This window comes from Pseudomonas sp. MF08817 (assembly GCF_059862705.1).
In genome coordinates this window covers 18,323-36,465 of record NZ_JCBCUY010000036.1, presented here as the reverse complement: position 1 = coordinate 36,465, position 18,143 = coordinate 18,323, and the positions used below count along the sequence as shown (strand labels likewise).

18 protein-coding genes and 1 pseudogene are annotated in these 18,143 nt (G+C 62.3%); 6 read left to right on the top strand and 13 right to left on the bottom strand.

Going from position 1 to position 18,143, the window contains the following annotated elements:
• Window positions 1-71 precede the first annotated feature (71 nt).
• A complete protein-coding gene (locus AC19YR_RS20325) occupies window positions 72-1,967 on the bottom strand; it encodes an FTR1 family protein (protein ID WP_500599877.1) in 1,896 nt (631 codons plus the stop codon).
• A gap of 485 nt (window positions 1,968-2,452) precedes the next feature.
• Between AC19YR_RS20325 and AC19YR_RS20320 the strand changes: the two genes are divergently transcribed.
• The 4 genes from AC19YR_RS20320 to AC19YR_RS20305 are packed head-to-tail and all read left to right on the top strand — an operon-like array spanning window position 2,453 to window position 5,598.
• On the top strand, window positions 2,453-3,850 hold the full coding sequence (locus AC19YR_RS20320; RefSeq protein ID WP_500599875.1) for a COG3014 family protein: 1,398 nt from the start codon (window positions 2,453-2,455) through the stop codon (window positions 3,848-3,850).
• A 13-nt stretch (window positions 3,851-3,863) separates the two neighbouring features.
• Window positions 3,864-4,232 (top strand): YcfL family putative periplasmic lipoprotein, encoded by a 369-nt coding sequence (locus AC19YR_RS20315; protein WP_095109209.1) that lies wholly within the window; start codon window positions 3,864-3,866, stop codon window positions 4,230-4,232.
• Between the two features lie 34 nt (window positions 4,233-4,266).
• Window positions 4,267-4,854 (top strand): penicillin-binding protein activator LpoB, encoded by a 588-nt coding sequence (lpoB, locus tag AC19YR_RS20310; protein ID WP_095109210.1) that lies wholly within the window; start codon window positions 4,267-4,269, stop codon window positions 4,852-4,854.
• Between the two features lie 3 nt (window positions 4,855-4,857).
• The gene (locus AC19YR_RS20305; RefSeq protein WP_095109211.1) at window positions 4,858-5,598 is read left to right on the top strand and encodes a penicillin-binding protein activator LpoB; all 741 of its coding nucleotides are present in this window, start codon (window positions 4,858-4,860) and stop codon (window positions 5,596-5,598) included.
• Between the two features lie 131 nt (window positions 5,599-5,729).
• Here AC19YR_RS20305 and AC19YR_RS20300 read toward each other — a convergent pair whose 3' ends face one another.
• The 3 genes from AC19YR_RS20300 to AC19YR_RS20290 all read right to left on the bottom strand — a co-directional run bounded on the left by AC19YR_RS20300 (window position 5,730) and on the right by AC19YR_RS20290 (window position 8,946).
• Window positions 5,730-6,362: a LysE family transporter gene (locus tag AC19YR_RS20300; protein ID WP_500599872.1), complete on the bottom strand. Its 633-nt coding sequence runs from the start codon at window positions 6,360-6,362 to the stop codon at window positions 5,730-5,732.
• A gap of 92 nt (window positions 6,363-6,454) precedes the next feature.
• A complete protein-coding gene (locus tag AC19YR_RS20295) occupies window positions 6,455-7,036 on the bottom strand; it encodes a mechanosensitive ion channel family protein (protein WP_095109213.1) in 582 nt (193 codons plus the stop codon).
• Window positions 7,036-8,946, bottom strand: a complete 1,911-nt coding sequence (locus tag AC19YR_RS20290) for an ATP-binding cassette domain-containing protein (RefSeq protein ID WP_500599870.1) — start codon at window positions 8,944-8,946, stop codon at window positions 7,036-7,038. The genes AC19YR_RS20295 and AC19YR_RS20290 overlap by 1 nt, the downstream gene beginning before the upstream one ends.
• A 50-nt stretch (window positions 8,947-8,996) precedes the next feature.
• Between AC19YR_RS20290 and AC19YR_RS20285 the strand changes: the two genes are divergently transcribed.
• Window positions 8,997-9,461 (top strand): TIGR02444 family protein, encoded by a 465-nt coding sequence (locus AC19YR_RS20285; protein ID WP_095109215.1) that lies wholly within the window; start codon window positions 8,997-8,999, stop codon window positions 9,459-9,461.
• Here the strand turns inward: AC19YR_RS20285 and AC19YR_RS20280 are convergent.
• Entirely contained in the window at window positions 9,458-10,384 is a 927-nt protein-coding gene (locus AC19YR_RS20280; protein WP_500599867.1) for an AlgP family protein, read from the bottom strand. The two genes, AC19YR_RS20285 and AC19YR_RS20280, sit on opposite strands and share 4 nt — an antisense overlap.
• A 192-nt stretch (window positions 10,385-10,576) precedes the next feature.
• On the opposite strand from AC19YR_RS20280, the gene AC19YR_RS20275 reads away from it, so the two are divergent.
• Window positions 10,577-11,239: an FKBP-type peptidyl-prolyl cis-trans isomerase gene (locus AC19YR_RS20275; protein ID WP_500599865.1), complete on the top strand. Its 663-nt coding sequence runs from the start codon at window positions 10,577-10,579 to the stop codon at window positions 11,237-11,239.
• A 67-nt stretch (window positions 11,240-11,306) separates the two neighbouring features.
• Here the strand turns inward: AC19YR_RS20275 and rsd are convergent, their stop codons facing one another.
• From rsd to AC19YR_RS20235, 8 genes and pseudogenes are all read right to left on the bottom strand, one after another.
• Entirely contained in the window at window positions 11,307-11,765 is a 459-nt protein-coding gene (rsd, locus tag AC19YR_RS20270; RefSeq protein WP_500599892.1) for a sigma D regulator, read from the bottom strand.
• 211 nt (window positions 11,766-11,976) lie between these two features.
• Window positions 11,977-12,495 carry a disulfide bond formation protein B gene (locus tag AC19YR_RS20265; protein WP_095109218.1) on the bottom strand — a complete coding sequence of 173 codons (519 nt, stop codon included), beginning with the start codon at window positions 12,493-12,495 and terminating at the stop codon, window positions 11,977-11,979.
• Window positions 12,496-12,728: 233 nt separating this feature from the next.
• Window positions 12,729-13,961 carry a heme biosynthesis protein HemY gene (locus tag AC19YR_RS20260; protein ID WP_095109219.1) on the bottom strand — a complete coding sequence of 411 codons (1,233 nt, stop codon included), beginning with the start codon at window positions 13,959-13,961 and terminating at the stop codon, window positions 12,729-12,731.
• The gene (locus AC19YR_RS20255) at window positions 13,958-15,082 is read right to left on the bottom strand and encodes a uroporphyrinogen-III C-methyltransferase (RefSeq protein WP_500599863.1); all 1,125 of its coding nucleotides are present in this window, start codon (window positions 15,080-15,082) and stop codon (window positions 13,958-13,960) included. The genes AC19YR_RS20260 and AC19YR_RS20255 overlap by 4 nt, the downstream gene beginning before the upstream one ends.
• Before the next feature lie 16 nt (window positions 15,083-15,098).
• A complete protein-coding gene (locus AC19YR_RS20250) occupies window positions 15,099-15,866 on the bottom strand; it encodes a uroporphyrinogen-III synthase (protein WP_500599861.1) in 768 nt (255 codons plus the stop codon).
• The gene (hemC, locus tag AC19YR_RS20245; protein WP_095109222.1) at window positions 15,863-16,804 is read right to left on the bottom strand and encodes a hydroxymethylbilane synthase; all 942 of its coding nucleotides are present in this window, start codon (window positions 16,802-16,804) and stop codon (window positions 15,863-15,865) included. Before hemC ends, AC19YR_RS20250 begins: the two co-directional genes overlap by 4 nt.
• A gap of 137 nt (window positions 16,805-16,941) precedes the next feature.
• Entirely contained in the window at window positions 16,942-17,688 is a 747-nt protein-coding gene (locus AC19YR_RS20240) for a LytR/AlgR family response regulator transcription factor (protein ID WP_095109223.1), read from the bottom strand.
• A pseudogene (locus AC19YR_RS20235) lies at window positions 17,685-17,906 on the bottom strand (sensor histidine kinase); the annotation flags it as partial. The gene AC19YR_RS20240 and the pseudogene AC19YR_RS20235, both read right to left, overlap by 4 nt.
• Window positions 17,907-18,143 lie beyond the last annotated feature (237 nt).

Below are 18,143 nucleotides of genomic sequence, written 5' to 3'. Positions count from 1 at the left end.
TTGCCCGCGATGAGGCTGGAACACCTGCCGCCATCGCGAGCAGGCTCGCTCCCACAAGGGGTTAGGGTGGCCTACACCTGCACCCGCCGTTTGTCCGCCACGCGGCTGCGGCTGTAGAGCACGACGATGGCGATGATGGCCACGGCCTGTGCGCTCAGGGAGTAAGCGTCGGCGTGGATGCCCAGCCAGTCGAAGTCAAAGAACGCCACCGGGCGGGTGCCGAAGATCCCCGCTTCTTGCAGGGCTTTGACGCCATGGCCGGCGAACACCACCGACAACGCACACAACAGCGCCGCGTTGATGCCGAAGAACAGCGCCAGCGGCAGTTTCGCCGAACCGCGCAGGATCACCCAGGCCAGGCCGATCAACAGCACCAGGGCCGTGGCGCCGCCGGCGATGACTGCGTCATGGCCCGCGGGGCCGGCCTGCAGCCACAGGGTTTCGTAGAACAGGATCACCTCGAACAGTTCGCGGTACACCGAGAAGAACGCCAGGATCGCGAAGCCGAAACGCCCGCCGCCGCCCACCAGGCTGCTTTTGATGTAGTCCTGCCAGGCTGCTGCGTGGCGGCGATCGTGCATCCACACGCCGAGCCACAGCACCATGACGCTGGCAAACAGCGCCGTGCAGCCTTCGAGCAATTCGCGTTGGGCGCCGCTGACGTCGATCACATAGGCGGCCAGCGCCCAGGTCGCCAGGCCCGCCAGCAAGGCCAAGCCCCAGCCGATGTTGACGCTGCGCACCGCCGATTGCTGGCCGGTGTTGCGCAGGAAGGCGAGGATCGCCGCCAGTACCAGAATCGCTTCGAGGCCTTCGCGCAGCAGGATCAGCAGCCCGGAGATGTAGCTCAGCGACCAGCTCAAGCCGTCGCTGCCCAGCAACCCGGCCGACTCGGTGAGCTTGGCCTTAGCCGCGCCCAGGCGCTGTTCGACCTGCTCCAGCGGCAAGCCGTCCTGCAAGGCCTGCCGGTAGGCCATCAGGGATTTCTCGGTGTCTTTGCGCACGTTAGCGTTGACGTTATCCAGGGAGCTTTCCACCAGCTCGAACCCTTCCAGGTACGCCGCCACCGAGAGGTCGTAGGCCTGCTCGTGGTCGCCGGCGCGGTAGGCCGCCAGGCTTTTGTCCAGGGTCGCGGCGGTGTAGTCGAGCAACTGCCCGGGGCCGCGCTTGACCTGCGGCGGCTGCGCGCGCTGGGCACGGAAGGTGGCGGCCGCGGCCGGGCCTTGGGCGGCCAGCACTTCAGCGGGAGTCTGGCGCGCCAGGTCGGCGAGGTTGAAGGCCTCGGCGCTTTTGGCCTGGGCCGGGTCGCTGCTGAAACCGGCGATGTAGGTGGCCAGGTCCCAACGTTGGCGCTCATCCAATTGGTCGGCGAAGGACGGCATGTCGGTGCCCTCCACGCCCAGGCCAAGGGTGCTGAAGATGCCGTAGAGGCTCAGGCGATCAAGCCGCGCCGCGTCCCGCAGGTTGGCGGGCGGCGGGGTCAGGCCCACGCCCGCCGGGCCATCGCCGACGCCGCTGGCGCCGTGGCACACCGAGCAATGCTGGGCGTAGAGCGGCGCGCCACGCGTGGGGTCGGGGGTGATGATCGGCGCCTGGCTGACTTCATAGGCCGCCGCCAGTTGCGCGCCCAGTTGCCGTGCCTGGCGGGCCACGGCGCTGCCGTCCTCGCGGGCAACCACGGCGGCCTTGAGGCGGGCGATGCCTTGTTCCAGCTCGGTTTTTTGCGCCTTGGCCGGCAGCTCGGCGACCGCGCCTTGCAGCACGCCGAGGAATTCCACTTGCTCGCGGTACTCAGACTCGTCGATCACCTGGCCCGCCTCCACCGTGGCTGGGTAATCGGCGCCGATGTAGTCGAGCAAATGCAGCGCCTGGGGCGCACCTTCGACGGTATCGGCCAGCAGGTGCGGGCTGCTGGCGATCAGGATCGGCAGCACCAGCCAGCCCAGGGCGCGGGAAAAGGCAGTCATGAATGATTCTCACCTGGAAACAATAAGTAACATATTGTTCACTTCGATAAGAGTTTGCTCAAGGGGTTCGTGGGACCAGGGACCTAAACCCGTGAGGAATCAGGCAAGTGGCGACCGGCGGGAGACTTCGATAAGGGTTTGCTCAAGAGGTTCGTGGGACCAAGGACCTAAACCAGTGAGGAATCAGGCAAGTGGCGACCGGCGGAAGACTTCGATAAGGGTTTGCTCAAGGGGTTCATGGCGCTAAGGGCATGAACCGGGAGGAAATCGGGCGAGTGGCGCCAAACATGAATGATGGCACCACGTCTCAAAACGGAATTAAAAAGCCATTACATGGCCATCTTCGGCCCTTATAATGCGCCGCCCTCGTTATCGCGACCGGGCATTTAAGCTCCTCTTTTTATGAGGAATTGGCCTTGCGCCAATTGGTTCCTCCAGCCCGACCAGCACACTCGGCTGTCTACGTTCAGGGAAGAAGTAACTCGATGGCATCCCGCGCCCTTACCGTGCTCGCGCTCAGCGCAGCGACCCTGCTGGCCGGTTGTTCGGCCTTTCGCAGCTACGACTCCGAACTCCAGGAAACCAACCAGCACTTGACCCGCGGTAATGTCGAGGCGGCGTTGACCCTGCTGGAGAAGAACAACAGCGGCGAGAACAAAGACCTGCTGTATTACTTCGAGAAGGGCGAACTGCTGCGCGCCAAGGGCGACCTGAGCGGCAGCCAGGCAGCCTGGGGCAGCGCCGATAAAGTGGTCGGCGCCTGGGAAGACGCGGTCAAGTTCGACACCGAGAAGTACGTGGCCCAGTTCGGCAGTTTCCTGGTCAACGACAAGGTGCGTCGCTACGAAGGCTACGACTACGAAAAAGTCATGCTGACCACGCAGATGGCCCTGAACCTGCTGGCCGTCAACGACTTCGACGGCGCGCGTACCGAGATCAAGAAAACCCACGAACGCGAAGCGGTGATCGCCGAGTTGCGCGACAAGGAATACCTCAAGCGCGAAGACGAGGCCGAGCAGCAAGGGATCAAAACCGAGTACAAAGACTTGCAAGGCTACCCGGTGGCCAGCCTCGACGCGCCGGACGTGGTCAGCCTGAAAAACAGCTACCAGAGCGCCTTCAGCCACTACCTGGCCGGTTTCGTCTACGAAGCCCTGGGCGAACGTGACCTCGCCGCGCCGGGCTACCGCAAGGCCGCCGAGCTACGCCCCAACACGCCGCTGCTGGAAAAAGCCCTGCTGAACCTCGACAAACCGGCCAGCAAGGCCCAGGACAGCGACATCCTGATCGTGGTGCAAAGCGGCCTGGCGCCGGCCCGCGACTCGATCCGCATTCCCCTGCCGCTACCCATCAGCGGCAACCTGGTGATTACCCCGCTGTCGTTCCCGATCATCAAGCCCGACACCTCGACCGCCGCGTTCAGCCAGATAGGCATCGACAACCAGCAACACGACCTGACCGCGCTCAACAGCACCACCGCCATGTCGCGCCGCGCCCTGCGCGATGACATGCCGGGGATCATCCTGCGTACCAGCGTGCGGGCCATCAGCCGTGGCGTGGCGCAAAAGCAGATGAACGACAGCAGCCCGCTGGCCGGCCTGGCGATGGGTATTGCCTCGGCCGTGATGGAAGGCGCCGACACCCGCACCTGGCGCACCCTGCCGGACAACACCCAGGTCGTGCGCCTGCGCATGGCCAAGGGCGAGCACCACCTGACCCTGCCCAACGCCCTGGGCGGGGCGGTGGTCAAGGTGAAGGTCGAGCAACCCTACCAAGTGATCGCCGTGCGCGTGGTCGGCAACCAGGCCTTCGCCAGTGGCGTCGATGCTCAGGTAGTGCCCAACAGCAGCGCCGCAGCCGTCGCCAGCCTCAAACAACCTTAAGCAGAGAGTCGCCATGCGTTTGAAAGTCCTCGCCGTCGTCGCCCTGGCCTTGCTGGCCGGGTGCGCCACCCCGCCGCCGGAACCCGGTAGCGCGGCCAGCAAAGTCGTGTCCATGGGCAAGCTGAAAAACATCGTGGTCGGCGCTATGCGCGTGGCCCGTGAAAACGGCTTCCTCACGGTCAACGTGCAGTTGAGCAACACCAGCTACAACAACAAAACCATGTACTACCGCTTCGCCTGGCTCGGCCCCGAAGGCTTCCCGGTGGGCGAAGAGGAAACCTGGAAAAGCCTGACCCTCTACGGCACCCAGACCAGTTTCCTGCCGGCCATTGCGCCGACACCCAAAGCCGTGGATTTCCGCCTGGAAATCAAAACGCCTTAAGGCCCCCAACGACCCGTTTCTAGAGAGCTCTCCCATGTTTGCACGCATTTCGTTTCTCGCCGTCGTCGCCCTGCTGGCCAGCGGCTGCGCCAATAATTCGCCCGTACTGGGCGGCAAGAACATCGGCTACGGCGACACCAAGGCTGTGGAGCTGGTGACCAACGAGTTCGGTTCCACCGACCTGCAAATGATCGCCGAAACCATGACCCGTTCCCTGGCGCAGTCCGGCATCCTGCAAGGTCGCCCGGTGGTGCAGGTCTACGATGTGAAGAACAAGACCAGCGAGTACATCGATACCCGCGAGATCACCACCTCGATCAAAACCCAACTGATGAAGTCCGGCACCGCCCGCTTCGCCAGCGACAACACCGCGATGCAGAACCAGGTCGACCAGCTCAAGCTGCAAAACCAGAGCGGCCTGTACAAGAAAAACACCGTGGCCAAGACCGGCAACATGATCGCCGCCAAATACCGTCTTGAAGGCTCGATCAGCTCGATCGTCAAGCGCAGCAGCGACTACAAAGACGTGTTCTACAAATTCAGCCTGCAATTGATCGACGTCGAAAGCGGCCTGGCTGAATGGATGGACGAAAAAGAGATCCGCAAGACCACGGAGCGCTAAGCAATGCGTGCATGGATTGGCATCATCAGCCTGGCGTGCGCCTTTGCCGCCCAGGCCGCACCGAAAGTCGCCGTGACCGACCTGGCCTACCAGGAACGGGTGGAGCAATACATCCACATCGTTTCTGCTGCCAGCCAGTCCCAGGCTGGCCTGTACAACGCCAGCGGTTCGTCGAGCTACAACGAGTTCGAGAGCAGCACCAGCTACATCGAGCAAACCGAGTTGCGCAAATTCAGCGGTGACATCAAGGGCGAGATTCTCAAGTCCGGCATGTTCCAACTGATTCAGGGCACGCCGTACACCGCCAAGTCGCGCGAGGACGTGTACGACGTCATCAAGCGGATCAAGGCCGGCAACTTCAAGGGCGCGGACTACGTGCTGTTCGGCACCCTGTCGGACATCGACTTCACCCGCGATATCACCGCCCTGGACAACACCGACAGCTACTCGGCGATCCTGGGCCTGAGCCTGGTGGCGGATTTCAGCCTGATAAACACCAAGACCTACGAAATCACCTCGGCCTTTACCGCCATGGGTGAAGGCCAGGACACCAAACTGGTGAAGAGCCGCGACGTTCGGGTCTCGCTGAACCGCCCACGGGTGGTGCGCGACGTGTCCAAGGCCCTGGGCGAGGACGTGGCGAATCAGTTGAAGGAACAGCTGATCGGCGCCGACTACGGCCAACCTGAGCAAGCCCCGCGCAACAACCTGCCCCGTGACACGGCGCCGGTGATTTTGCGCTGAACCGCTCTTGGCCAGCCAGATCCACTCTGAGGGAGTGGGCTGGCCCGCGATGGCAGTCGATCAACCAGTATCCAAGGTGGCTGACCTGGCCTCATCGCGGGCCAGCCCGCGCCCACAAAGGTTTTGGGGGGCTAGACCGGAGCGCGGCGCAAGGTGGCCATGAAGGCTGCCGCGCCGATGAACAAGCCGGCGAAGGTGCGGTTCATGCGTTTTTGCTGCTTAGGTGTGCGCAACAGGCGCAGCACCTTGGAAGCCAACCCGGTGTAACCGGCCATCACGATCAAATCGACCACCACCATGGTCACGCCCAGGGTCAGGTACTGCGCCACCAACGGCGCGTGCGGGTTGATGAACTGCGGCAGCACCGCAAGCATGAACACCAGAGCCTTGGGGTTGCTGATGTTCACCAAAAAGCCACGGAACACCAGGGCCAGGGGGTTGCCGATGGGGCGGATGCTGGCGTCGTCGCTTATCTCGCTGGGTAGCGCGCGCCATTGCTTGACGGCCAGGAACACCAGGTAAGCCACGCCGAACCACTTGATGGCATAGAACGCCGTCGAAGAAGCGGCGAGCACCGCGCCCACTCCGGCGGCGACAATCGCGATCTGCAACGCCAGGCCCAGTTGCAGGCCCAGGGCATTCCAATAGCCGCGCCAAAAACCGTACTGCAACCCGCAGGACATCGACGCAATGGCACCCGCGCCAGGGGAAAGGCTAATCACCCAGCACGCAGCGAAGAACGCCAGCCATGTTTCAAGCACCATCACACACCTCGGCTCAGACTTGTTACAGCCGTCTAAGCTAATGCGCCGCTGGGCGAATGACTATCGATATTTTTGCGTGCAACAAGGAAGGGCTAGCGGTCGCCCAGGCCCAAAGGCAGGCCATCGCTGCCGCGCCAGCGGCGCACCGAGCGCTGGAAGAACAGGCTGTTGGGCACTTGCACCATAGCGCTACCGGTGCCGAGCTCTTCGGCTTCGATCAGCGTGGTGTAGAGCAGGTTAATGGCCACCACCCGGCCCTTGACCCCAGGTTTGTCGGTGGTGTCCACCAACTCCACCACATCGCCCAGGCGAAACGGCCCGACGGTGAAGATCAAAATCGCGCAGAGCAGGTTGGAGAGCACGCTCCACATGGCGAAGAACGCCACCGCCGCCACGGCCACGAAGCCGGACAACGCCGTCCAGAGCACCGTCGCCGATACCCCGAGGCGTTCAAGCACGAAAATCAGCGCGCTGCCCATAATCAGCCAGCGCAAGCCGCCACGCAGGGGCAAGAGCAATTGCGGCGGAAACGGGTAGCGCTCACCCAAGCGCGTCAGGCCCTTGGCGACGAACCGCTGGGCCAGGTAGCCGGCCAACAGGATCAGAAGGATTTGCAGCCCAAGCCACAGCGGCTCGGTCCATACCGACGACAACGGCCACTTGAACGCTTCCATCAGGACAGCGCCTCCAGCTCCGCTTGCAGGCTTTCCAGCAGCTCCAGCGCCTCCATCCAGGTTTCCTCCAGCTCGGCTTCGCGCACCTTGAGCTTGGCCTGTTCGGCCAGCAGGTCACGCAACTCGTCCTTGCGCGCCGCTTCGTACACCGCGCTGTCGCCGAGGCTGGTTTCGATCTTGGCGAGTTTTTCGTGGACCTTGCCCAACTCAGCTTCGAGCTTGTCGGCTTCGCGCTTGTGCGGCGCCAACTGCTGGCGCAACGCGGCGGCGGCCTGGCGCTGGGCCTTCTTGTCGGTTTTGTCCGGGTTGACCGGGGTGGTGCTGACCGGCGCATTGCGCAAGCGATAGTCGTTGAGCCAACGCGCGTAGTCTTCCAGGTCGCCGTCGAACGCCTGGACCTTGCCATCGGCCACCAGCAGGAACTCATCGGTAGTGCTTTTGAGCAAGTGCCGATCGTGGGAAACCACCAGTACCGCGCCGCTGAATTCCTGCAGGGCCATCGTCAGCGCCAGGCGCATTTCCAGGTCCAAGTGGTTGGTCGGTTCGTCGAGCAACAACAGGTTCGGCCGGCCCCAGGCGATAAGGGCCAATGCCAGGCGCGCCTTTTCGCCGCCGGAGAAGTTCAACACCGGCTCGTCGATGCGTGCGCCACGGAAGTCAAAACCGCCGAGGAAATCGCGCAGGGTCTGCTCACGCTCGGTCGGCGCCAGGCGCTGCAAATGCAAAAGCGGGCTGGCTTTGGCGTCCAGCGAGTCCAACTGATGCTGGGCGAAATAGCCCACCACCAGGTTCTCGCCGCGGACCAGGCGACCGGCCAGCGGCTCGAGTTCACCGCAAAGATTTTTAATCAGGGTCGATTTACCCGCGCCGTTGGGGCCGAGCAAACCGATGCGCGCGCCCGGGGTCAGTTGCAACTTGACCTTTTCCAGCACGGTTTTGTCGCCGTAGCCCAGGCGAGCGTCGGACAGGTCCAGCAAAGGGCTGGAGATTTTCAGCGACTCGCGGAAGACGAAATCGAACGGCGAGTCCACGTGGGCGGCGGACAGTTCTTCCATCCGCTCCAGCGCCTTGATCCGGCTCTGGGCCTGGCGGGCCTTGGTGGCCTGGGCCTTGAAGCGAGCGATGTAGCTTTCCATGTGCGCCCGTTGCGCCTGCTGCTTCTCAAAGGCCTGCTGTTGCTGGGCCAAGCGTTCGGCACGGGCCCGCTCGAAGGCGCTGTAGCCACCGCGATACAGGGTGATCTTGCGCTGTTCGACGTGGGCGATGTTATCGACCACGGCATCGAGGAAGTCGCGGTCATGGGAAATCAGCAGCAAGGTGCCGGGGTAGCTTTTGAGGAAGTCTTCCAGCCACAGGATCGCATCGAGGTCCAAGTGGTTGGTGGGCTCATCGAGCAACAGCAGGTCCGAGGGGCACATCAGCGCCTGGGCCAGGTTCAGGCGCATGCGCCAGCCCCCGGAGAACGCCGCCACCGGGCGGTCCATCTGCTCGTTGGTGAAGCCCAGGCCGGCGAGCATCTTGCGGGCGCGGGCGTCGGCGGTGTAGCCGTCGGCGCTGTCGAGCTCCGAGTGCAAGCGCGCCTGGGCGGCGCCGTCCTGGGCCAGTTCGGCTTCGGCCAACTCGCGTTGCACCTGGCGCAGACGCAGGTCGCCATCGAGCACGTAGTCGATCGCAATGCGGTCGAGGGTGTCGATCTCCTGGCGCATGTGCGCAATGCGCCAGTCGGCGGGCATCAGGCAATCGCCGGAATCAGGGGCCAATTCGCCCAGCAACAGGGCAAACAACGTGGATTTACCGGCGCCGTTGGCACCGATCAAGCCGGCTTTGTGACCGGCGTGCAGGGTCAGCTCGGCGTCTTCTAGCAGACGTTGCGGGCCGCGCTGTAATGTTAGGCTTTGAAGTCGAATCATAATGGCGGCGGAGTCTACCAGCTTCGCTCGCAACTGGCGCGAGTCTGAATATGCCCTCTGACCTATGGAATACGGCCCTGGCCCTCTACGCCCGGCCCGGAGTCGAAAGCGCCTGCCTGCAACTGCAAGCCGCGGGTGGCAACGTCTGCCTGCTGCTGTGCGCTTGCTGGCTGGAGCAACGAGGCACCGCCTACACCGCGCAACGCCTGCGCCTGTTAAAGGAGTTGGCTGACCCCTGGCACGAAAAGGTCATCCAGCCGCTACGACAATTGCGCACGCAATGGCGCGAACCGGCGCACACAGACGCACACCTATCGGCGTTGCGCGAGCAGGTCAAAAACCTGGAACTGGAAGCCGAACGGCAATTATTGATACGGCTGGAAAATGCTGCGCAGGGTTGGCCACACGCTCAAAGCAGTGACTCGACGCAGTGGCTGGAAGGTTTGGCGGCGGGTGCCGCCAACCTGAACCGCGACGCGCTCAATCAATTGCGCGTCGCGGTGACCGGCGCTTAGGAAGCGCTGGTCGGCGTGGTGGCGGCTGGCGTAGCGGGAGTGGTTGGAGCGGTGGCGGCTGGCGCTGCAGTGGCAGGCTTGGCGGCAGCAGGCGTTGCCGGTTTGGCCGCAGGCTTGGTGGCTGCCGGTTTTTTCACCGCAGGTTTGGCAGCAGGTTTTGCCACAGGCTTGGCAGCCGGTTTGACGGCTCTGGAAGCAGCGGGCTTAGCGGCCGGTTTGGCCACAGGCTTGGCGGCTCCAGGTTTTACCGCAGCAGACTTGGCCGCAGGTTTAGCCGCTGCCGCCTTGGTCGCGGGCTTGGCCGCTACCGTTCTGGCAGCAGGTTTTGCGGCGGGTTTGGCAGCGATGGTTTTAGCGGCGGGTTTGGCAGCACCAGCGGCGGGCTTTTTCACCGCAGGTTTGCTGGCGGCTTTAACCGCAGGCTTGGCCGTGGCTTTGGTCGCTGGCTTAGCCGCGGCTTTCGATACAGTCGGCTTCGCGGCGGGTTTCTTTGCCGCAGAAGCGACAGCAGCAGGCTTCGCCGAACGCAAGGTCAGTGCCTTGCCCACGGCCTCTTTCACGCGGCCAACACCCTGGGCCAATTTCAGGCTTTCCTGGGCATCGCGCTTGAGCTGAAGAATGTAGGTGCGGGTTTCGGCCTGGCGATCCTTGAGGGCATCGAGCAGGTCTTCGAGTTCTTTCACCGCGCCTTTGGCTTTGGCTTGCGCCTTGGCCTTGCCGGTCGCCGCAGCGTCCTGCAATTTGATGCGCGATTTGTGCAGTTTTTCCTGAGCCTTGCCCCGTTGCTTTTCCAGCTTGGCGAGCAGTTTTTCAGCATCAGCCAAGGCTTGCGAACAAGCGTTTTCCAAATGTTCGAGCAGGCTGCCCGAAAGCTGTTGGAGCAAATGCAACGGAGTATTTACAGGCTTCTTCTTGGCCGACATGGTTTACCTCCTGGCTGACGTGGGTGCGGCTCATACTAGACCTCTGCTGCTACCGCCGCTAGGGCATGTTGACAGTATCCAAAGCGCTGCGTTGCAACCGATGGAAAATGTTCTTCGCCCTGGCGCAAGTTGCCCCGACACTCACCGTTTCAGGCTGGCATAATCGGCCCCCTATCCGGTCGGAGCACAGTCATGTCGCGTGTTTTTTTTCTATCGTTATGCCTGTGTTTCGGGTTGGCCCATGCGGGCGAAAAAACGCCGGCCAATGACCGTCACGACCTGGCCTATAGCCTGGGCGCCAGCCTCGGCGAACGTCTGCGCCAGGAAGTCCCGGGCCTTGAACTCAAGGCGCTGTTGGACGGTTTGCAACAGGCCTACCAAGGTAAGCCGCTGGCACTCAAGGACGAACGTATCGAGCAGATACTCGCCGAGCATGAAGCCCGCACCAACGAACAGTCGGCCAGGCCGCAAAGTGAAATCGCGCTCCAGGCACAGCAACGCTTTCTTGCCCAAGAACGCGCCAAGCCGGACGTTCGCGAATTGGCGGGCGGCATTCTGCTGACCGAACTCAAGGCTGGTAACGGCCCCCAGCCGAGCGCCGAAGGCAGCGTGCAGGTTCGCTATGTGGGGCGACTTCCCGATGGCTCCGTCTTCGACCAGAACGCTCAACCGCAGTGGTTCCGACTCGACAGTGTTATCAGCGGCTGGCGCAGCGCCTTGCCCCAGATGCAGGTGGGCGCGACGTGGCGCTTGGTGATTCCAGCCGACCAGGCCTATGGCGCGGAAGGTGCCGGCGACTTGATCGCTCCCTTTACACCCCTGGTGTTCGAAATCGAATTGGTGAACGTGCGCTGAACGGCGGCACAAATGAAAAACGGCACGCCAAGCGCACCGTTTTGATGGAAAGAGGTAGAGAAAAAACTCAGACCTGAACCGGGACTTCCTCCTTGTGAGCGGTGTGCAACACTTCGATCAGGCAGTCTTCCAACTCGAAACGCTCATGTAGCAGTCCACCCAACTCCTTGAATTTTTCCGCGACGCAATTACCGGCATCGCACAGGTCATTGAACGCCAAGAGCTTCTCGGTAATCACATCGATACGCGGGTAGAGCGTCTCTGCAAGCTCAAGCCCACGTTTATCCTCAAAGGCCTTGGCCTCGCTGGTGAGCTGTTCGTATATCTCGAAATGCCCCGCTGACACGTAGTCGACCAGCACGCCGCAGAACTCCTGCAGTGACTCGCGGTTCTCACCCAGCACTTCGGGCTTGGCGCCGAGAGCATCATAGGCCCGAACCAGTTCGTGACGCTCCTGCAACCAGCGGTCGATCAGCAGATGCACTCCACCCCAGCGTTCCTGAGCATTCTGACAACTTTCGAGCATGGTGATCTCTCTTCCCTTAAGGGCCATGTCGCTCTATGCCCGTCGCTAGGTTTAAAACCCTATAAGCGCCCAGGCAGAACGCCATCGAACAACCTAATTGCGTTAACACGTGCGGGCCAGATTATGCCCGCACGACTACTGCTTCAAGGTACGCAGCAGATAATGTTCATACAAGCGTTTAATCTTCAACAGCGCCGTGCAATGACGCAAATCAGCTCGCCGCTTTCAGGCAGGTGAGCCGCACCAGGTGAAAAAGCTGGAAAACACTCAGCAGCACCATCGCCACAAAAAACAACAGGCTCCACTCCGGCACGCTCAGGTCGAACAGGCTCCAGGTCAGTTGCGCGCATTCGGCATCGCCCTGGAAGAACTGCCTGAACACGCACATCCAGGGTGCCTTCCACACCCCGGAGTTCAGGATGTTCGAGCACGTGAAGCCTTGTGCCGAGTCGACGCTTTGCAGCAAGACATGACGCCAGGCAATGACCATCCCCGCCAGGCTACTGAACAGGTTCAGCAACCAGTACCCGTAGCAGCCTCTGATTTTTGCTCCATGCAGTGTGGCAACCAGACTGGTGAGCGTGAACACGATCAGGAAGAAACGCTGCATCATGCACAGCAGGCAAGGCTCAAGTCCGACGACATATTCCAGATAATACGAAGCACCCAACGCCAGAGTTCCTGCGAGGAAAGTCATGAGAAACAGGGGTCGTGAGCAGGCCAAGAACATGGCTTATCCGTAACAAAAGAGACAGGCAGTTACGGTAGAGGAAAGGACTTGACCCTTTCAAGGAGGCTCCCCGCGGACAAATCCTCAATGATGTAAGGAATCGCCGACAGATACAGAAGGCCTATGAGTAGGCCTTTGTAGGATTTCACCACAACAGTTCATATTGCGTAGAAAGCTCTGTCGCCGCGAAGGGGCAGAAGTCAACTTGACGACAAATCAGCCCCGCCCACGGACTACACCGGAACCGGCAGAGAAAAAGCCAGTAAACGTTCATCCAGCAGGCCCAGGCCTTCCTGGAAGAGCTGGTTGCTCTGTTCAGTATCACCCAGCCGAGCCAATAGCCGGGCAAGTTCAGCACAAGCTTCTGGATTGCGCTGAACCCGCAGGCTGCTCTCCAGATAATCCCGCGCCTTGCCCCAGAGACTGTTTTGCAAACACAGGCGGCCCAATGTCAGCAGCAGGCTCGGGTCTTGGGGATGCTCCTTGAGCCAGCCTTCGGCAAGCTTGAGCTGGCGATCCGGGTCAGCGCCACGCAACAAGCCATACAACCGCACCAGATGGCTGTCGTATTGGCGCTTGAGCGCGATACGCAGGACTTCCTCGGCCTCGGCCTGCGCCCCCAATTGCCGTAACTGCTCGGCGTAAGCGAGCACCAACTGCGGTTCTTGGCGTTGAGCGGATGTCAGCTGCTGCCAGGCCCGCGTCAGCGACTGCAGGCCCACAGAACCATCTTCATCGCGATGGGCTGCCAGCGACAGATTTTCGCCCCAGGCCCGACGTTCCAGATCTGCCAACTCGGCCGCCGGTAGGATCTTGTTCTTGCGCAACTCCGGCAGCAGGCGAATCAATGCCGACCAATCGCCGCGCTGCTGATGCAGGCGCTGCAACTGTCGCAGCACCTGTATGCTGTGCGGATGGCGCTCACGCATGGCTTGCAGGGTCGCCAGAGCCCCCTCTGTATCGTTGCGATCGGTCTGCAACTGGGCATGACTCAAGGCGATCGCCAACTCGGCCTGAGGCTGGCGCTCCAGTGCGCGCTCAAGCAGTCGATCGCTTTCTTCGTAGAGACCTTGCTCGTTCGCCGCGCGTGCGGCGCCAAGGTAATACAACAAAGGCTGGCGTTCGGCCTCGGCGGCCCGGTGCAGGTGCTTCTGGGCACTGGCCCAGCGACCTTCGGCGAGGTCCATTTGGCCTTGCTCGATGGCAATCTGCACACGCCGACTGCGGTTGCGCCGCGACCATGGATTCACCACACCGCCGGAGGTGGTCAGCAGTTCGATCAGCACCTTGATTCCCCAGATCACCAGCCATAGCACCGCGACCAGTGCCAGTGTCGCCCACAGTGACGACTCGAAGCGGAAGTTCCGGTAGGCGATCAGCACATACCCCGGGTGCTCGGCGATGGCCAGGCCCAGCAACGCGGCGGCGGCGATGACCAGGAACATCACCACATACAGGCGCTTCATGGCGTCGGCTCCGGCAAGACAGCGGCGGGTTTGACCGACTCTTCGGCGCTGACATTACGCCGCTCCAGATAGGCCTGGACTGCACCGAGAGTACCGGCCAGGTCTGGTGTGACCACCGTGACCGGTTGCTTGGCCAGTTCCGCCACGCGTTCAAGCATGACTTTGCTTTGTGGGTTGTCTTGGTTGAAGTTGTTTTTCAGTACGTCCCGCGCCTCATCCAGCGCTTGGGTGTACACCGCAGCTTGGCCGTTGAGGGCCGCCCACTGGGCTTGCTCCAACGCGAGGCTGAGGGCCAGGCGTACTTGTGCCAGGCCCTGGCCCGCCAGCAGCGGCCGGATATTTTTGTCGGCGTTGAAATCGATACGCACATAGCGTGAGATCTCTGCCCACCATTGGGCCCAGCGGCTCGCGCCGTCACCGTCGGCGGTCAGCCCCAGCAGAGCCTCGCCACGGTCGTGGTACTCAGGCGCCAGCGCGCTGAGCTCGATGACTTGATCGCGCAAGGCGCCCAATTGCAAGAACAACCCGGTGCGGTCCGGTTGCTCGGTGCTACGCAGGGCCGCCAGGGTTTTGGCCAACTGTTCGCGGGCGGCGAATGAGCCGGGATCGTTTTGTTCGCGCAGGATCTCATCGGCGCCCTGGACCAGCGCCTGAGCACTGCTGATGTCCTGTAGCGCGGAAAGACGCAGGCTGGCCAGGCGCAGGAGGTGCTCGGCCTCAGCCAGACGCCAGTCCTTGCGACTCGCCCCCAGGACAGTTTCCAGGCGCTGGTTCAAACGCTGCTGGTCGCCTTGCAACTGCGCCACCAGGCGCCGGCGTTCTTCCAGTTCCTGCGCGCCGGGCAACTGTTCGAGCTGCTCGCGCAGGCGCTGCTCACTGAGTTTGAGGTTTTGCGCCTGGTCGCCCAAAGCCTGAAGTTGCCCCAACTGCTGCTGGTTGCTCGCTTGCAGGCTGCGCACCTGCCAGACACCCCAGCCACCGGCGGCGGCCCCCGCGGCTCCCAGCAGCAAGGCCAGAACCGCCAAGCCATTGCCTCGGCGTGGGGCGGTTTCGGTCACAGGTTCGGCAGGCGCCTGAAGCTGTGGCTGGACGTCATCTTTGGGCAAGGTTGTTTCGCTCACGTATCCATCCTTTGTGTTAGGGAACGGCACCGGTCTCCCGCAACGCCGTTAGCAGAGCCGTGGCACTGGCACCACTGCAGTCCACCACTTGTCGGGCCCCGGCAGCTCGCGCCAACTCGGCGACCCGGGGGCTAGGCACGAACAGTGGCAGTTGCGCCAGTTCCGGCCAGGCCGCATCCGCCATTTGGCGCAGATGCAAAAAACCCTGTCCACTGCTGACCACCAGGCCGTTCAGGCGTTCCGCTTGAATTATCCGGGGCAATGTCGCGGGTTCGTAGTGCGGCAGGTAGCGGCGATACAGCTCCAGACCCTCGACACTAGCACCTTGCTCGCGTAAACGCTCAGTCAGCAGTTCGCGCCCGCCCTCACCCTTGAGGATCAACACCCGGGCGCCGGGTCGCGAAACCGCCTCGGCAAATGCAGGCAACGCCAACAGTGCTTCGCTGTCATCGCCTTGCGCGGGGAAGCTCACATCGAGGCCGCGGTCGGCGAGAAGCTGCGCGGTGGCGGCGCCCACACTGAACCAGCGTGTTGCTGCAGGTGGCGTGGGCCAGGTCTGGTCAAGCAGCGCAATGCCCAGCCGGGCGGCGGGTTTGCTGACGACGATCACCGCACAATAGCGGTCGAGGCCGATCATCTGCTCGCGTTGTTGCACCGAAAGCGGCAGCGCCTCGGTTTCCAGAAGCGGCAGGCTGCTGCTGAACACACCGGCCTCGGCCAGCGTGGCGGCCAATGTCGCCGACTCCAGCTCAGGGCGGGTCAGCAGCAAACGCCAACCCTTCACTCGTGGCCCGCCTCACCGTAGACCGCTTGCAAGATGGCATCGGCGCCCTGTGCCAACAGGTCTTCGGCGACCTGCACACCCAACTGGGCGGCGGCGCTTCGCGGCCCGCGTACATCCGCCGTCAATAGCAGGCCACCATTGGGGTCGCCCACCAGGCCACGCAACCACACCTGCTCGCCTTCGAGCACTGCGTAGCAGGCGATGGGTACCTGGCAACCGCCGTTGAGGTGTTTATTCAGCGCACGTTCGGCGGTGACCCGCGTGGCGGTGTCGTGGTGATGCAGCGGCGCAAGCAACGCATGAATCGCGCTATCAGCGCTGCGGCATTCGATGCCCACCGCACCCTGGCCGCCGGCCGGCAGGCTGTCATCGACACTGATGGAAGAACTGATACGGTCCTCGAAGCCCAGGCGGATCAGCCCGGCCGCCGCGAGAATGATGGCGTCGTATTCGCCTGCGTCAAGCTTGGCCAGGCGCGTATTGACATTGCCCCGCAGGAAGCGGATCTGCAGGTCCGGGCGACGGGTCAGCAACTGGGCCTGGCGGCGCAGGCTGGAGGTACCGACCACGCTGCCCTGGGGCAGCGCATCGAGGCTGGCGTAAGTGTTGGAGACGAACGCATCGCGCGGGTCTTCGCGCTCGCAGATGCAGTACAGGCCCAGGCCTTCGGGGAAGTCCATCGGCACGTCTTTCATCGAATGCACGGCGATGTCGGCTTCATTTTCGAGCAGCGCGGTTTCCAGCTCCTTGACGAACAAGCCCTTGCCACCGATTTTCGACAGGGGTGAGTCAAGCAGCTTGTCACCACGGCTGACCATGGGCACCAGCGTCACGATCAGGCCTGGGTGTGCCTGCTCCAGACGAGCCTTGACGTATTCGGCCTGCCATAAGGCCAGGGCGCTTTTACGGGTAGCGATGCGGATTTCGCGAGAGGACATGGATCAATCCGTACTGAAAAGATACGGCAGATAATAACAGCTCGGGCAATGGCGCTTTGATTTGAATCAGGAACTGCGCGGCCTCCCTGGCCCCACTCGCCTGGCGATGAAGTGAAATATGCGCCGCAGGCCGCGAACTAAAGCTGTTGCATCATCTTGCGCACGCCCGCCACATGGCGGCGGCTGACGATCAGCGCGTCGCCATTCAAGCCCTTGAGGAACAGCTGGAAATGCCCCAGCGGTGTGCGCTGCAAGCGCTCGATGCGGTCGCGGGCCACCAACGCGTTGCGGTGAATGCGCACGAAGCGATCGCCAAACTCGTCTTCCAGCGCCTTGAGCGGTTCGTCCAGCAAAACTTCGCCGCCCTCGTGGCGCAAGGTCACGTATTTGTGGTCGGCAATGAAATAGATCACCTGGTCCAGGGGAATCAGCTCGATGCCTTTGCGGGTGCGGGCACTGATGTGGCTGCGTGGGCCGCTGCCCGTCTCGGCGGCGGGGCGGGTCAGGGCGGCCAGTTGCACGCGATTGGGCCGCTCAGCCTTCCTCAACGCCTCGAGCAGTAATTCGGCGCGTACGGGCTTGACCAGATACCCCACCGGGCTGCCCTGCAGCACGTCCAGGGCGAATTCGTCATAGGCCGAGCAGAACACCACCGCGGGGGGCGCTTCGCGCTCGCACAACCGGGCGGCGACCTGCAAGCCATCGAGGCCGGGCATGCGGATGTCGAGCAACACCACGTCCGGCCTGAGGCTGTCGATCAGTGCCAACGCCTCTTCGCCATTGGTGGCGCTGGGTTCCAGGACTGTATATCCCTCAAGCTCACTGACCATACGGCTCAGGCGCTCGCGGGCTAGGGGTTCGTCATCAACGATCAGGACATTCATATTGCGCTGGATTCCTGCGTGAGTCTCGCACAAGGATAGCGTAGACAGGTGAAGTGACGTCCGTCACGGCAACCCACGCTAAGACTAGCGCGAGAGCCAAAAAGTGCCGCGAGACAGGCACCAATATTTAACGGTGTCTGAGCAGCACCGCCCCAGGACCGGCCTGGCGCGGTGTCGTCGTAGGGATTGCCGATAAACAATATGAACACCCCCTCTTCTTATAGTCAGCGTCTACTCCGGGCGCACTGCCCACTACTTACGGGCAGGCAAGTCGATCAGAGCGCTTTCGGGCGACGGTGGCAAGAGCCGTTAGTTACCGGATAACACATGCCGTATTACACCGATCTATTAGTGCAACTGTAGACGTTCGCCAAGACGATATGGCTCATTTGAAAAATATCCTTTGATCCAAGCCTTAATATCACCACAAACATCCAGCGCCAGTAGGCCCAGTC